The following is a 15,803-nucleotide window of genomic DNA, read 5'->3' on the forward strand; positions in this document are numbered from 1 at the left end:
TCGGCTCTCTCGGGGACGTTTTTCCTGTGCTCGGGGCTAAGCGGGGTAGAGGGAGACGGCGTCGGGCGGGACGTGGAGGCCGATGGGGGCTCCGAGGCGGAGGCGGAGGTCGGCCACGACCGCGGGCGGGACGAGGGCGTCGAGGCGGTCGGTGCGGACGCGGACGAGGTCGGCCTGCGGTTCGAGGGCGGTGACGGTGCCGACCACGGCGGCGGCGGTCGGCGGCAGGAGGCGCACGGCCGACGGGCGGATGGCCGCGAAGACTTCTGCGCCTGGCGTGCCCGCTCCATCCGCGGTCAACCGCGTGCCGTCGGCGGTCTGCAGCCCCTCGGCGGTCCGCACGCCGCGCAGCAGCGTCAGCCCCGACAGCTCCGCGGTGAACGGGTGCCGCGGCTGCTCGAGCACCTGACGCGTCGGTCCCTCCTCCACGACCCGGCCGTCGTGCATGACGACGACGCGATCGGCGAGGAGGTACGCATCCAGGGCGTCGTGCGTGACCAGCACCGTCGTGCGGCCGCTGAGGACGTCGGCGAGCGTCCCGCGCACCTCGGCCGCGACGGACACGTCAAGAGCCGAGAGCGGTTCGTCCAGGAGCAGCAGGCTCGGCTCGGCGGCCAGCGCCCGGGCGACCGCCACCCGCTGCGCCTGGCCGCCCGAGAGCTCGTACGGGCGCCGGTCGGCGAACGCGCGGGTGCCGGTGCGGCGCAGCCACTCGTCGGCTCGGGATGCCGCCTCGGCGCGCGAGGCCCCGGTCGCCCGCGGCCCGAATGCGACGTTGGCCCGGACGGTCAGGTGCGGGAACAGCAGCGCGTCCTGCGCGAGCAGCGCCACCCCGCGGCGATGCGGAGGCAGCCACGCGCCCGGGAGGTCGAACAGCACCTCGTCGCCGAGCGTCGCGCGTCCGCTGTCGGGGCGGATGAGGCCGGCGAGCATCCCGAGCACGGTGGACTTGCCGGCGCCGTTCGGGCCGAGCAGGGCGAGCGTCTCGCCGCGCGCCACCGCGAGGTCGACGGAGACGTCCCGCGCCGCGTGGGTGGCGGCGAGCCGCAGACTCATGCGGCCGTCCGAGCGGTGGACGGCGCAGACCGCCGCCGCGCCCGCCATGGCTGCACCCGCTCGCCCGCGCCGTGCGCGACCGCGACGACCGCGATCGCGACGACGACGAGCACAAGCGAGAGCGCCACCGCCGCGTCCGGGTCGGTCTCACGCTGGAGGTAGATCTCCAGCGGCAGGGTGCGCGTGACGCCCTGGAGGCTCCCGGCGAAGGTCAGCGTCGCGCCGAACTCGCCCAGCGCCCGCGCGAACGACAGGATGGCGCCCGATACCACTGCCGGCAGCACCAGCGGCAGCGTGACCCGGAATAGCACGGCAGACGGACGCGCTCCGAGCGTCGCCGCGACGGCCTCGTACCGCTCGCCGGCCGACCGCAGCGCACCCTCCAGACTCAGCACCAGGAACGGCAGCGCCACGAACGTCTGCGCGATCACGACCGCGGGCGTCGAGAACGCCACGTCGAGCGCGCCGCCGAGCAGCCCGCGCCGACCGTACAGTGCGAGCAGCGCGAGGCCGCCCACCACCGGCGGCAGCACGAGCGGCAGCAGCACGATCGCCCGCACCACCCGCTGCCCGGCGAACGGGACGCGCGCCAGCACGATCGCCATCGGGATGCCGAGCACCAGGCATCCGGCCGTCGCGAGCAGGGAGGTGCGCAGGCTGAGCAGCAGCGCATCCACCGACGACGGCGAGGTGATCAGCGGGAGGAAGTGCGCCCAGTCGACGCGGAGCGCCATCGCGACGAGCGGGAGCAGCACGAAAAGCGCGCCGACGGCCGCGACGACGACGATCCAGCGCGGGACGCCCAGGCGCGCGCCCGCGATCACGGCGCGCCGAACCCGGCGGCGGTCAGCGCCTTCCGTCCGTCGGGACCGGTGACGAAGGCGACGAACGCTGCGGCGCCGTCCGCGTTCGGCGCCTTCGCCACCTTCGCGATGGGATAGACGTTGACCGTCTTCGCCGCCTCCGGGAACGGGACAGACTCGACCGAGGAACCTGCGCCCTTCACATCCGTCCGGTACACGATGCCCGCGTCCGCCTCGCCCGAGCTGACCTTGCCGAGCACATCCGTGACGGAGGACTCCTGGCTGACCGGCGTCAGCGTCACGCCCGCCGACTTCTCGACCTTCGCGGTCGCGGCGCCGCACGGCACCTGGGGAGCGCAGACGACCGTCTTCACGCCGGGCGAGGCGAGGTCGGCGAAGCTGTTCACGTGCGCAGGGTTGCCGGGAGGCACGGCGATCGCGAGCACGTTCGTCGCGAAGTCGACCGGGTCGCCGTCGATGACCTTCGCGTCGACGGCCTTGGTCATGTTCGCCTCGTCGGCGGACGCGAACACGTCGGCCGGGGCGCCCGCGGTCAGCTGCGAGACGAGGTCGGAGGAGCCGGCGAACGAGAACGCGACCTTCGCCCCGGGATGCGCGGCCTCGAACTCCTTCCCGAGCTCGGTGAACGTCTTCGTCAGCGAGGCGGCGGCGAAGACGGTCACGGTGCCGCTCACGGAATCGGTTGCGGAGGCGCTGGGGCTCGCGCTCGGGGCTGCGCCGGCCGAGCTGCACCCGGTGAGAGCCGCACCCGCGAGAAGGAGCGCGGCGGCGACTCGCACCCGGCGGCTCATCGCGCCACCGCCGGCGCCTCGACCATGACGTTGGTCGCCTTGATCACCGCGACCGCGACCGAGCCGAGCTCGAGTCCCAGCTCGCGCACGGCCTCGCTGCTGATCAGCGACACGAAGCGATGTGGGCCGCACTGCAGCTCGACCTGCGCCATGACGCGGTCGGCGACGATGTCGGTCACCAGTCCGACGAACCGGTTGCGGGCGGACCCGGCGACGCCGGACGGGTCGGCCGGCAGCACGGCGTTCTGCTTGGCCAGCTGTGCGAGCTCCAGGCCGTCGACCACCGTCCGTCCCGACCCGTCGTGCTGGCTGCTCAGGACCCCGGAGTCGATCCAGCGGCGCACGGTGTCGTCGCTCACTCCGAGGTAGAGCGCGGCGTCCTTGATCCGTATCTGCGGCATGAAACCCATCGTAGAGCCGCAGGTGCGGCAGGTCGAGGGCGCCAGGCCCGCAGGTTCAGAGACCGACCCACTCCGAGGCGCCGTCGGTGAAGTGCTGCCGCTTCCAGATCGGGACGCGCGCCTTGATGATCTCCACGAGTTCGGAGCACGCGGCGAACGCCTCCGCGCGGTGCGGAGCCGCGACCGCGGCGATCAGTGCGAGGTCGCCGATGGTCAGCGACCCGACGCGGTGCTGGGCGGCCACCCGCAGCCCGGTGGTCCGGGCGACCTCCTCGCAGCACTGCCGCAGGAAGTCCTCGGCCTCGGGATGCGCGCGGTAGTCGAGCGAGACCACACTGCGGCCGCCGTCGTGGTCGCGCACGATGCCCTGGAAGGAGACGACGGCGCCCGCCTCGGCGCGCCAGACGAACTCGTCGACGGTCGACGGCTCCAGCGGGTCCGGTGTGACGGTGGCGAGGATGTCGCTCATCGGTGATCCCCTCCGCGGAGCTGGTCGAGCAGGTGGGGGAGCAGGCCGTCCAGCACCTCGAGGCCGTCGCTCACGCCGCCGCGCGAGCCCGGCAGGTTGACGACGAGGGTGGGGCCGGCGACGCCGACGAGCCCGCGGCTCAGCACGGCGAGCGGGGTGGCGGCGGCGCCGCGCGCCCGCAGCGCCTCGGCGACGCCGGGCAGCTCGCGGTCGAGCACGGCGGCGGTCGCCTCCGGAGTGCGGTCGGTGGGGGAGACGCCGGTGCCGCCGGTCGTGATGAGGACGAGGGGACGCGCGGCGACCGCCTCGCGCAGGGCCGCGTCCACCTCGGCGTCGGGAACCACGCGGACGTCCGCGGGCAGGCGTCGCTCGGCCAGCCACTCGGCGATGACCGGACCGGTGGTGTCCTCGTACACGCCGGACGCGGCGCGCGTGGAGGCGACGAGCACGATCGCGCCGGACGGCGTCGAGCCCGCCGCGGGCGCCGCAGGCTCGCGTGCCGCAGGTGCCTCGGGAGCCGGCTCCTCGTCCCGTCGCCAGTCCCCCCGCTTGCCGCCGCTCTTCGCCACCAGCCGCACGTCCGTGAGGCTCGCCGCCGGGTCCACCGCCTTGACCATGTCGTGGAGGGTGAGGCCGGCGACCGCGACGGCGGTCAGGGCCTCCATCTCCACCCCCGTGCGACCGTGCGTGCGCGCGACGACCTCGATCTCGATCGCCCCGGCCTCCGCGTCCAGCTCGAAGTCGACCCGGACGCTGTTCAGCGGCAGCGGGTGGCAGAGCGGGATGAGCTCGCTCGTGCGCTTCGCGCCGCCGATTCCCGCGATGCGCGCGGTCGCCAGCACGTCGGCCTTCGGCAGGTCGTCGGCCGCGACGAGGCGCACGACCTCCGGGGTCGTCACGAAGCGTCCCCGCGCGACGGCCTCGCGGTCGGTTTCGGGCTTGCCTCCGACGTCGACCATGCGCGCGCGGCCGTCGGAGTCGAGGTGGGTGAGCTGGGTCATAGCGTCCAGACTGTCACGGCGGCGCCCTCGTCCAGGGCGTCCGCGTCGGCGGGGATGTCGATGAGCACGCCGGCCTGCGCCATCCCGGCGACGAGGTGCGACGACGGCCCGGAGACCGGAGCCACCCCGCCGGTGCCGTCGAGGCGTCCGCGCAGGAACTGGCGTCGCCCCGGCACGGAGACGACGCGGTGGGTGAGGGCAGCCTCGACCGGCGGGAGGGCGGGCAGTCCGGCGGCGGCGCGCAGCGGCCCGCGCAGGAACACCGCGAACGAGACCTGCGTGCTCACCGGGTTGCCGGGGAACGCGAACACCGGCACCCCGCCGATCACGGCGGTCGCCTGCGGTCCGCCCGGCTGCATCGCGACCGTGGTGATGTCGGCGCCATGGGGGTGCAGCACCTCCCGCACCACCTCGTACGCGCCGCGCGAGATGCCGCCCGAGGTGATCACGAGGTCGCTGCGGTGCAGCGCGTCGTTCAGGATGCGCTCGAACGCCGCGGGGTCGTCGTTGCTGCTCGCGCGCACGGACACGGTGGCGCCGGCCTCCTCGACGAGGGCGGCGAGCGCGATGCCGTTCGCGTCGTAGACCTGGCCGAAGGCTGGGACGGACCCGGTGACGAGCTCCGTGCCGCTGGTCAGGATGCCGACCCGCAGCCGGGCCCGTACGGCCACGGTCTCGACGCCCGCCGCGGCCAGCGCCGCGAGGTGGCGCGGGGCGAGCCGGGTGGCCGCCGGTACCAGCACCTCGCCGCGACGGAGGTCGCTGCCGCGCTCGCGCACGTACTCGCCGCGCTTCCGCGAGCGCCGGATCTCGACGATCGCGCCCGCGAGGTCGTCGTCGCGGCCGAGCACCAGCTCGGTGTCCTCGACCGGCACGATCGCGTCCGCGCCGGTCGGCACGGGCGCGCCGGTCATGATCCGCAGCGCCGTTCCGGGGATGAGCGACACCGGGCTCGCATGGCCGGCCGGGATGTCGCCGCTCACCTCGAGCGCGACCGGCGCGGTCCGCACATCGGCGGCCCGCACCGCGTAGCCGTCCATCTGCGAGTTGCGGAACAGCGGAAGGTCGACCTCCGACCGCACCTCCGCCGCGGTCACGCGGCCGAGCGCGCGGTCGAGCGGAACGGACTCGGTCATGGGCTCGTCGGTGAGCGGCTCGAGCATCCGCGCGACGACGGCGGCATGCTCTTCGACGGTCCGGCGCTCGTCGGCGGGGTCGCGTGTCATGGGTTCAGTATCCCGCGGTCGCTGCCGTCGCGCTCAGTACCGGACCATATCTGGGTCGACGTCGCGCGCCCACGCGTCGAGGCCGCCCGCGAGCACGACGCCGCGCATCCCCGCATCCGCGAGCAGCTGCCGCGCGGTCTCGGCGCGGATGCCGTGGTGGCACACGATCACCACCGGGTCGTCCTGCGGCAGGCGTGCGGCCACCCCGGTGGGATCGCGCTGCACGACGCCCAGCGGCACCAGGAGCGAGCCGGGCAGCTCGACGATGTCGGCCTCCCACGTCTCGCGCACGTCGAGGAGCGTGTGCGCCTCCCCGGCGATCAGGCGGGCGTGGAGCTCGGCGGGCGACATCGTGTCGGTGACGCCGCAGAACAGGTCGTAGTCGATCAGCTCCGTCACCGGGGCGGCCTGCGGGTCGCGCTCGTACGACAGCTCGCGGAACGCTCCGCGCAGTGCGTCATGGATGACCACCCGGCCGAGCAGCGGATCCCCGGTGCCCGTGATGAGCTTCAGCGCCTCGCCGACCATCAGGCCGCCGATCACGCCGCACACCGACGGCAGCGCCCCCGCCTCGGCACAGCTCGCGACGCTGCCCGGCGCCGGCGGCAGCGGGAACAGGTCGCGATAGGTCGGCCCCCGCTGCGCCCAGCTGAGCCCGGCCTGGCCGCCGGTCTGGTGCACCGCGCCCCACACCACGGGGACGCCCGCGAGGGTCGCCGCGTCGTCCACCAGGTACCGGGTGGGGAAGTTGTCGCTGCCGTCGAGCACGAGGTCGAACCCGGAGAGGATGCGCTCGGCGTTCTCCGAGGTCAGCCGCTCAGGAAACAGCCGCAGCTCGATCCCGTCGTCGAGCGCCCGGACGGCGTCGGCAGCCGACTCCACCTTCGCGCGCCCGACATCCGCGGGCGTGTGGATGCTCTGCCGCGGCAGATTGCTCGGCTCGACCCGGTCGTCGTCGACGACGCCGATCGTCCCGACGCCGGCGGAGGCGAGCAGCGGGAGCACGGCCGAGCCGAGCCCGCCCGCGCCCACGACGAGCACGCGTGCGGCGGCGAGGCGGCGCTGCGCGACCGGGCCGAAGCCGGGCAGCTGCGTGGTGCGGGCGTAGCGGGCGGTGCGCTCGGGGAGAGCTCGGGGCCGGGGGCGACGAGCGGCGGGAGGGCCATGTCCTCAGCCAATCACACCCGCGGCGCGGCCGCACCGGGCTCAGACGACCGTGACCTGGACTTCGTGCAGGCCGGTCGCGCCGTCGGGCACCACATCCCGCTGCGTAGCGGTCTGCACGAGGCCCTTGGCGTCGGTCGCCCGCACGCGGAGGGTGTGCGCGCCCGGCGTCGCCTCCCACGCGAAGCGCCATTGCCGCCAGGTGTCGGCCGAGATCGCGTCCGCGAGGGTCGCCTCCTTCCACGGCCCGTCGTCCACCTTCACCTGCACGGCGCTCACGCCGACGTGCTGCGACCACGCCACCCCGGCCACCGCGACCGTCCCGGCGTTCACCTGCCGCCCGGCGGCCGGCACGTCGATGCGCGACGACAGCTTCACCGGCCCGCGCTCGGACCAGCCGCGGTCGGTCCAGTACGCCGTGTGCTCGTCGAACCGGGTCACCTCCAGCGACACCACCCACTTGGTCGCCGACACGTAGCCGTACAGCCCGGGCACGACCATCCGCACCGGGTAGCCGTGCTCCAGCGGCAGCGGGGTGCCGTTCATCCCCACGGCCAGGATCGCGTTGCGATCGTCGGTGAGCGTCTCGAGCGGTGTGGACGCGGTCCAGCCGTCCTGACTCGTCGACAGCACCATGTCGGCGTTCGAGGACGGCTTCGCCCTGGCCAGCAGGTGCCGGATCGGGTAGCCCAGCCAGGTCGCGTTGCCGATGAGGTCGCCTCCGACCTCGTTCGAGACGCAGGTGAGGGTGGTGGTGGACTCCTCCAGCGGGAGCGCGAGCAGCTCGGCGAACGTCAGCTCGACCTCGTGCTCCACCATCCCGAAGATCCGCAGCTTCCACGCGTTCGCGTCGATGCCGGGGATCTGCAGGGCGGTGTCGATGCGGTAGAAGTCGGTGTTGGGCGTGATGATCGGCGACAGGCCAGGGATGTCGAACGAGGCTCCGGCCGGGATCGGCGATGCCGTCTTCGCCGGACGCGGCAGCTTGATCGCCGCCCGCGCCGCCGATGCCGCGCGGAAGCCGCCGGCGACCGTCTGGCCGATCACCAGCGCGAGCGCACCGGCCGCCGCCGTCGCCGCCGTCGTGCCGACGAAACGCCGCCGGCTGACCCGCCCCCGCGGGGTCGCCCGGGTCGGCTCGGTGTCGCGCAGCATCCGCATGAGCCAGCCCAGAAGCAGGATGGCCAGGGCCGCCGCGAGGACGGAGGGCAGCGCATCCACGATCCCGTTGCCCGCCCGGGTGACTGCCGCGAGCACGCCCACCGCACCACCCACGCCGATCAGGATGCGGCCGAGCGGCGGCCGTATCCGCTCCAGCCAGCCGGCCACGGCGGCGCCGGCCAGCACGACCACGGCGAGCGACACGATCAGGAACGCCTTGTCGCCGGTGCCGAACAGTCCGATGACGGCGTCTTTCAGCCACGGCGGCGCGAGGTCGATGAGCAGTGCGCCAACAGTGAGGATCGGGCTGCCGTTCTGCACCAGGAACGCGCTCAACAGCTCCGCGGCGCCGACCCCCGCCACGACGCTCGCCACGCCCGCGCCCGCCGGCCGCCAGAACTCCGCCATACCGCCAATTTAGGGCCGACGTCTGTGTACCGGCCCCCTGATTACAGCTTCGTAATACTCGGCTGAGCCCGCGCGCCGTCGGCTGTGAAAGGGTGGAGGCATCATGTCGGACTCCGAACCCTCCGCCCCACGCCGTTTGCGCGTCGAGGACATCCCCGGCTGGACCGGGCCCGGCTCGGTCTCCGAGGACGCCGTCTACGACACGTTCGTCGCATGGGTCGAGCGGGGCGGCATCCGGCTGTACCCGGCGCAGGACGAGTCGGCCATCGAGGTCGTCGGCGGCGCGAACCTCATCCTGAGCACCCCGACCGGCACCGGCAAATCGCTCGTCGCCGTCGGCGCCCACTTCGCCGCGCTCGCCCGCGGGGAGCGGACGTACTACACGGCGCCGATCAAGGCGCTCGTGTCCGAGAAGTTCTTCGCGCTGGTCGACATCTTCGGCGCCGAGAACGTCGGCATGACGACCGGCGACTCGGCCGTCAACGCCGACGCCCCCATCGTCTGCGCGACCGCCGAGATCCTCGCCAACCTCGCCCTGCGGCACGGCGACGAGACGCCGGTCGGCCAGGTCGTGATGGACGAATTCCACTTCTACTCCGACCCCGACCGCGGCTGGGCGTGGCAGGTGCCGCTGCTCACCCTCCCGAACACGCAGTTCGTGCTCATGTCAGCGACCCTCGGCGACGTGGCGGCGCTCGCCGCCGACCTGGAGCGCCGCACCGGCCGGCCGACGGCGACCGTCACCGGCGTCGAGCGGCCCGTGCCGCTGCACTACTACTACGAGGTCACACCCGTCCACGAGACCATCGAGGAGCTGCTCCACACCGGCCAGGCCCCGATCTACGTCGTGCACTTCTCGCAGCTCGCCGCGCTGGAGCGCGCGCAGTCGCTCTCCAGCGCCAAGATCGCCAGCCGCGAGCAGCGGGACGCGATCGCCGCGCTGATCGGCGACTTCCGCTTCACGACGAGCTTCGGCAAGACGCTCTCGCGGCTGCTGCGACAGGGCATCGGCGTCCACCACGCGGGATGCTGCCGAAGTACCGCCGCCTGGTGGAGCAGCTGGCCCAGCGGGGCATGCTGCGTGTCATCTGCGGGACGGACACGCTCGGCGTCGGCATCAACGTGCCCATCCGCACCGTCCTGCTCACCGCGCTGACGAAGTTCGACGGCACCCGGATGCGGCAGCTCAACGCCCGCGAGTTCCACCAGATCGCCGGGCGCGCCGGCCGCGCCGGCTACGACACCGCCGGAACCGTCGTCGCGCAGGCGCCCGAGCACGAGTCCGAGAACCTCAAGGCGCTCGAGAAGGCGGGCGACGACCCGAAGAAGCGCCGCAAGATCGTGCGCAAGAAGGCGCCGGAGGGCTTCGTCTCGTGGGGCGAGCCGTCGTTCCGCAAGCTCATCGAGTCGGAGCCCGAGACGCTGACGTCGTCGATGCAGATCACCAGCGCGATGCTGATCAACGTGATCGGCCGCGGCGGCGACGTCTACGGGCACGTCCGCGACCTCGTCTTCGACAACCACGAGCCGTGGAAGAGGCAGCTCGCCCTCGCCCGGCGCGCCATCGAGCTGTACCGGTCGCTCCTCACCGCGGGCGTTGTCGAGGCGGTCCGCAGCCACGACGGCGTCGAGATCCGGCTGACCGTCGACCTCCAGCCCAACTTCGCCCTCAACCAGCCGCTGTCGCCGTTCGCGCTCGCCGCTTTCGAGCTGTTCGACCTCGAGTCCCCGGTGTACGCGCTCGACATCGTCTCGGTCGTGGAGGCGACGCTCGACGACCCGCGGCCCGTGCTGTCCGCCCAGCAGTTCCAGGCGCGCGGCGAGGCCGTCGCGGCGATGAAGGCCGAGGGCATCGAGTACGAGGAGCGGATGGAGGCGCTGGAGGAGGTCACGCACCCGAAGCCGCACGACATCCTGCTGCACGAGGCGTTCGCCACATACGCGTCGAGCCAGCCGTGGGTCGTCGACTTCGAGCTGAGCCCCAAGTCGGTGGTGCGCGACCTGTACGAGCGGGCGATGACCTTCGGCGAGTTCATCGCGTTCTACAAGCTCGCCCGGTCGGAGGGCGTCGTGCTGCGCTATCTCTCCGACGCCTACCGCGCGCTCAACCAGACCGTGCCGCTCGACCTCCGCACCGAGGACCTCCGCGACATCGTCGAGTGGCTCGGCGAGCTCGTCCGACAGGTCGACTCGAGCCTGCTGGACGAGTGGGAGGAGCTGGTCCACCCGGATGCCGCCAAGCACGCCGCCGAGTCGTCCGAGCTGGCGCCGCCCGCACCGCGCAACGTCACCACCAACCGGCGCGCCTTCTTCGTGCTGGTGCGCAACGAGCTGTTCCGCCGCGTCCAGCTGGCCGCGCTCGACCGCGTGCACGACCTCGGCGTGCTGGAGGCGCAGGCCGCGGTGCTCGCCGACGGTGCCGCGCCCTTCACCGAGGCGCAGTGGGATGCGGCGCTGGAGGGCTACTACGCCGAGCACGACGAGATTCTCACTGACGCGTCCGCGCGGTCGGCGTCGATGATCCTGGTGGACGAGAAGCCCGACGGCGCCGAGGGCGTCTGGCGGGTGCGTCAGATCATCGCCGACCCCGAGGGCGACCACGACTGGGGGATCGCGGCGGACGTGCTGCTCGAGGACTCGGCGCGCGAAGGCGTTGCCGTGATCCGGGTCACCTCGGTCGGACGGCTCTGACGAGTTTGACCCGGCGCGGACGTCGTGTGAGTATCGTCACGGCGTCCCAACAGCGCCAGGTCCCTTGCGTGAACTCTTGATGAAGACTCAGATCGGGAGGGGACGCATCCGACACGCGACAGCGTCAACGCGAGAAAGAGAACGGTGGACCTCACCCTCATCGTCGTGCTGGTCATCCTGCTGGCGCTCTTCTTCGACTTCACGAACGGCTTCCACGACACGGCGAACGCGATGGCGACCCCCATCGCGACCGGAGCGATGCGTCCGAAGGTCGCCGTCGCCCTGGCCGCCGTGCTCAACCTGATCGGCGCCTTCCTGTCGACGGAGGTCGCCAAGACGATCTCCGGCGGCATCATCAAGGAAGGCGACGGCGGGGTCCAGATCACGCCGGTGCTCATCTTCGCCGGACTGGTCGGCGCCATCGTCTGGAACATGGTGACGTGGCTCTTCGGGCTGCCGTCGTCGTCCAGTCACGCGCTCTTCGGCGGCCTGATCGGCGCGGCCATCGTCGGCGCGGGCATCCAATCCGTCGACTTCCTCGTCGTGCTGGACAAGGTGGTGCTGCCCGCGCTGATCGCCCCGTTCACCGCGGGAGTGGTGGCGTGGAGCGCCACGAAGCTCGCGTACTGGATCACGCGGCGCTACGACGGACGGCCGGATGGACGCGGCGGCTTCCGCTACGGCCAGATCTTCTCGTCCTCGCTCGTCGCCCTCTCGCACGGCACCAATGACGCGCAGAAGACGATGGGCGTCATCACGCTCACCCTCATTTCCGCTGGGCTGCAGCCGCTCGGCTCGGGCCCGGAGATCTGGGTCGTCATCGCCTGCGCCCTCGCGATCGCGCTCGGCACGTACTCGGGCGGCTGGCGCATCATCCGCACCCTCGGCCGCGGTCTCACCGAGATCAAGCCCGCGCAGGGCTTCGCGGCCGAGACGAGCACCGCGGCGACCATCCTGGCCTCCAGCCATCTGGGCTTCGCCCTCTCGACCACGCAGGTCGCCTCGGGGTCGGTCATCGGCTCCGGACTCGGCCGCCGCGGCTCGTCGGTGCGCTGGGGGACGGCCGGACGCATCGGAATCGGCTGGCTGCTGACGCTGCCGTCCGCCGCGATCGTCGGCGCTGTCGCGGGCCTGATCGCGAACCTGGGGCCGGTCGGCGTCGCCATCGACACCATCGTCGGCACGGCCGTCGTCGTGTATATCTTCTGGCGCGCGCGCCGCAACCGGGTCACCAGCGAGAACGCGGTGAAGCCCGTCCCGCTGCAGGGCAAGAGCGAGGTCGCGCAGTCCGGCAAGGCGGTCAGGATCGAGAAGGTCAAGCCGCTGAAGCGGGATCGTCGGCGAAAGGAGTCCGCATGATCGACTGGGCAGCATTCGTCGTCGTCTTCGCGGCCGCGCTCATCGGCTCCTGCGTGGTCGTCGCGTCCTACGCGCTCGGCACGCGCCTGCTGGCGGTCGCCGGCCGGGCGCTGTTCGTCGAGCCGGTCGAGTTCACCGACGCGATCACGGTTCTGACGCCCGAGAAGGCCGCCAAGCTGCAGCGCAAGGCTGAGAAGGCCCAGCGCAAGAACCCGCTGACCGCCGGCCAGAAGCGCCTCGCCCTCACCGGGGCCTACGCGTGCTTCACCGTCTGCGCGCTCGCGGTGCTGTACGGGCTGTACCTGATCATCCCGTACTTCCACCACTGAGCGCCGCACCGTCGATGGGACGCGACACGCCGTTCCCGTCGAGCGGAGACGGCGTGTTGCGTCCCATTGATGACGCGCTCAGTCCGTCCCGCGCGCCCGGCCGATCGCGTTCATCACGTGGTAGACGACGATCGCGGCGATGGCGCCGAGCGCGATGCCGTTGAACGTCAGCTGGCCGAGGTTCAGCGTGAAGTCGCCGATGCCGATGATCAGCGCCGTCGCGGCCGTGAACTGGTTCTTCGGCTTCGAGAAGTCGACCTTGTTGTCCAGCCAGATCTTCACGCCGATGATGCCGATGAGGCCGTACAGCGCGGTCGTCACGCCGCCGAGCACGCCGGCCGGGATCGTGTTGATGACGGCGCCGACCTTGGGGGAGAGGCCGAGCAGGATCGCAACGATGCCCGCGACCCAGTACGCCGCCGTGGAGTAGACGCGGGTCGCGGCCATGACGCCGATGTTCTCGCCGTACGTCGTGGTACCCGAGCCGCCGAAGAAGCCGGCGACCGTGGTGGCGACGCCGTCGGCGAAGAGGGCGCGGCCGGTCAGCCGGTTCACCGCCGGGTCGGTGAGCTGCGCGACGCCGCGGATGTGGCCCACGTTCTCGGCGATCAGCACGAGCACGACGGGGAGGAACGCAGGCAGGATGCCCCACGTCGCGGCCGGGGCGGTGAACGGGTTCGCCGGGAGGGTGAACTGCGGCAGGCCGATCCACGCCGCCTTCTCGACGCCGCTGAAGTCGACCTGGCCGACGATCACGGCGAAGACGTACCCGACCGCGACGCCGAGGAAGATGCTGAGCCGGCCGAGCATCCCGCGGAACAGCACGGTGCACAGGATGACGGCGGCCAGCGTCACCAGAGCGGTCACCGGCGCCTTGGCGAAGTTCGCGCCGGCGGCCGGAGCCAGGTTGAACCCGATCAGGGCGACGATCGCGCCGGCGACGACCGGCGGCATGAGGCCGTCGATCCACTTGGTGCCGGTTCCGATGACGATCAGGCCGACGATCGCGAGCAGGATGCCCGTGATCAGGATGCCGAACAGCGCCGACGGCATCCCGTGCGCCTTCGTCGCCGCCACGATCGGGACGATGAAGGCGAACGACGAGCCGAGGTAGCTCGGCAGGCGGTTGCCCGTGATCACGAGGAAGAGCAGCGTGCCGACGCCCGAGAACAGCAGCGTCGTGGCGGGCGGGAAGCCGGTAAGCAGCGGCACCAGGAACGTCGCGCCGAACATCGCGACCACGTGCTGCGCGCCGAGCCCGATGGTCCGGGGCCAGGTCAGGCGCTCGCCGGGCAGGACGATCTCCTGCGCTCCCACCTTCTTGCCGTCGCCGTGCAGTGTCCAGGGCAGAGCCATGCGTGTCCTCACCAGGGTTCGAGTCGGAATAGGCTGGTGTCTGCGCATTCGCGCACTACCCGACGAAGCTGAACGCTCGCCGGGTCACCGCTCACAAAATCCTAAACGGGAGTCAACCATTTCCGCTTCGACCAGCGCGCCCACGACGGCCAAGGGGCGCCTCGACCGCTTCTTCGAGATCAGCGCACGCGGCACCACCTGGGGCACCGAGGTGCGCGGCGGCGTCCTGACGTTCGTGACCATGGCGTACATCGTCATCCTCAACCCGCTCATCCTCGGCGGCACGAAGGATGTGGTGGGCCACACCCTCGGGACCACCCAGGTCGCCGCCGTGACCGCGCTCAGCGCCGGCGTGATGACCCTCCTCTTCGGCCTGATCGCGCGCCTGCCGTTCGCGTTCGCCGCGGGACTCGGCATCAACTCGTTCCTCGCCGTGAACGTGGTCAAGGTCCTGACCTGGCAGGAGGCGATGGGCCTCGTCGTCATCAACGGCATCATCATCGTTCTGCTGTCGGCGACCGGTCTGCGCAAGCTCATCTTCAACGCCGTCCCGGCGCCGCTCAAGACGGCGATCACGGTCGGCATCGGCCTCTTCATCGCGTTCATCGGCTTCGTCGACTCCGGCTTCGTCCGCACCACGACGCTCTCGTCGCCGCCGGTGCAGCTGGGCGAGGCGGGCTCGATCGCGACCCTACCGACCATCACCTTCCTCATCGCCCTGGTCATCATGGGCGTGCTCATGGCGCGCAAGGTCAAGGGCGCGCTCCTCATCGGCATCGTCGCGGCCACCGTCGTCGCGATCATCGGCGAGGCGATCTGGCACGTCGGACCGTCCATGGGCAAGAACCCGGCCGGGTGGAACCTCACCGTCCCGCAGCTCCCGACCTCGCTCGTCTCTCTGCCCGACCTCAGCCTGGTCGGCCAGGTCGACCTGTTCGGCGCCTTCGGCCGCATCGGCGCCCTGGCCGCGATCATGCTGATCTTCACGCTCGTCTTCACCAACTTCTTCGACGCCATGGGCTCGATGACCGGCCTGGCGCGCAGCGCGGGCCTGGCAAACGACGACGGCACCTTCCCGCGCCTGCAGTCGGCGCTCATCGTGGAGGGCGTCGGCGCGATCGTCGGCGGCGGAACGTCGTCGTCGTCCAACACCGTGTTCGTGGAGTCCGCGTCGGGCATCGGCGAGGGCGCGAAGACCGGCTTCGCCAGCGTGATCACCGGCGTGCTGTTCCTGCTCGCCATGTTCTTCACGCCGTTGACGCAGGTCGTCCCGCTCGAGGTCGCGGCGGCGGCGCTGGTCGTCGTCGGTGCGCTCATGGTCGTGCAGATCCGCCACATCGACATGAGCGAGTTCTCGGTCGTGCTGCCGGTGTTCCTGACGATCATCGTCATGCCGCTCACCTACTCGATCGCGAACGGCATCGGCGTCGGCTTCATCAGCTGGGTCCTCATCCGCTCGCTCGCCGGCAAGGCGCGCGAGATCAGCCCGCTCCTGTGGGTGGTCGCGGCCGGGTTCCTGATCTACTTCGCCCGCGGCCCGATCGAAGGCCTGCTCGGCCAGGTCTAG

12 protein-coding genes and 2 pseudogenes are annotated in these 15,803 nt (G+C 71.9%); 4 read left to right on the plus strand and 10 right to left on the minus strand.

Annotated features, from left to right (window positions below):
• Positions 1-36 precede the first annotated feature (36 nt).
• The 9 genes and pseudogenes from A0130_17215 to A0130_17255 form a co-directional block, all read right to left on the minus strand.
• A complete protein-coding gene (locus A0130_17215; protein ID ANF33517.1) occupies positions 37-1,056 on the minus strand; it encodes a molybdenum ABC transporter ATP-binding protein in 1,020 nt (339 codons plus the stop codon).
• On the minus strand, positions 1,053-1,880 hold the full coding sequence (locus A0130_17220; protein ANF33167.1) for a molybdenum ABC transporter permease: 828 nt from the start codon (positions 1,878-1,880) through the stop codon (positions 1,053-1,055). Before A0130_17220 ends, A0130_17215 begins: the two co-directional genes overlap by 4 nt.
• Positions 1,877-2,671: a molybdate-binding protein gene (locus A0130_17225; GenBank protein ANF33168.1), complete on the minus strand. Its 795-nt coding sequence runs from the start codon at positions 2,669-2,671 to the stop codon at positions 1,877-1,879. The genes A0130_17220 and A0130_17225 overlap by 4 nt, the downstream gene beginning before the upstream one ends.
• The gene (locus A0130_17230; GenBank protein ANF33169.1) at positions 2,668-3,072 is read right to left on the minus strand and encodes a MerR family transcriptional regulator; all 405 of its coding nucleotides are present in this window, start codon (positions 3,070-3,072) and stop codon (positions 2,668-2,670) included. Before A0130_17230 ends, A0130_17225 begins: the two co-directional genes overlap by 4 nt.
• A 55-nt stretch (positions 3,073-3,127) precedes the next feature.
• Positions 3,128-3,541 (minus strand): molybdenum cofactor biosynthesis protein MoaE, encoded by a 414-nt coding sequence (locus tag A0130_17235; protein ANF33170.1) that lies wholly within the window; start codon positions 3,539-3,541, stop codon positions 3,128-3,130.
• A complete protein-coding gene (locus A0130_17240) occupies positions 3,538-4,542 on the minus strand; it encodes a molybdenum cofactor biosynthesis protein (GenBank protein ANF33171.1) in 1,005 nt (334 codons plus the stop codon). The genes A0130_17235 and A0130_17240 overlap by 4 nt, the downstream gene beginning before the upstream one ends.
• Positions 4,539-5,768: a molybdopterin molybdenumtransferase MoeA gene (locus tag A0130_17245; GenBank protein ID ANF33172.1), complete on the minus strand. Its 1,230-nt coding sequence runs from the start codon at positions 5,766-5,768 to the stop codon at positions 4,539-4,541. Before A0130_17245 ends, A0130_17240 begins: the two co-directional genes overlap by 4 nt.
• Before the next feature lie 33 nt (positions 5,769-5,801).
• Positions 5,802-6,934 (minus strand): annotated as a pseudogene (locus A0130_17250) (molybdopterin biosynthesis protein MoeB).
• A gap of 40 nt (positions 6,935-6,974) precedes the next feature.
• The gene (locus A0130_17255; protein ANF33173.1) at positions 6,975-8,501 is read right to left on the minus strand and encodes an oxidoreductase; all 1,527 of its coding nucleotides are present in this window, start codon (positions 8,499-8,501) and stop codon (positions 6,975-6,977) included.
• A gap of 151 nt (positions 8,502-8,652) precedes the next feature.
• Here A0130_17255 and A0130_17260 point away from each other — a divergent pair.
• From A0130_17260 to A0130_17270, 3 genes and pseudogenes are all read left to right on the plus strand, one after another.
• Positions 8,653-11,192 (plus strand): annotated as a pseudogene (locus A0130_17260) (DEAD/DEAH box helicase).
• Positions 11,193-11,336: 144 nt separating this feature from the next.
• Complete coding sequence (locus A0130_17265; protein ANF33174.1) at positions 11,337-12,551, plus strand: phosphate transporter; 1,215 nt, start codon at positions 11,337-11,339, stop codon at positions 12,549-12,551.
• Complete coding sequence (locus A0130_17270; protein ID ANF33175.1) at positions 12,548-12,880, plus strand: peptidase; 333 nt, start codon at positions 12,548-12,550, stop codon at positions 12,878-12,880. The genes A0130_17265 and A0130_17270 overlap by 4 nt, the downstream gene beginning before the upstream one ends.
• Positions 12,881-12,958: 78 nt before the next feature.
• On the opposite strand, the gene A0130_17275 is transcribed toward A0130_17270, so the two are convergent.
• A complete protein-coding gene (locus tag A0130_17275) occupies positions 12,959-14,236 on the minus strand; it encodes a nitrate reductase (GenBank protein ID ANF33176.1) in 1,278 nt (425 codons plus the stop codon).
• Positions 14,237-14,447: 211 nt separating this feature from the next.
• Here A0130_17275 and A0130_17280 point away from each other — a divergent pair, with 211 nt between their 5' ends.
• Positions 14,448-15,803: an MFS transporter gene (locus A0130_17280; protein ANF33177.1), complete on the plus strand. Its 1,356-nt coding sequence runs from the start codon at positions 14,448-14,450 to the stop codon at positions 15,801-15,803.

This window comes from Leifsonia xyli (genome assembly GCA_001647635.1).
Lineage (GTDB): Bacteria > Actinomycetota > Actinomycetes > Actinomycetales > Microbacteriaceae > Leifsonia > Leifsonia xyli_A.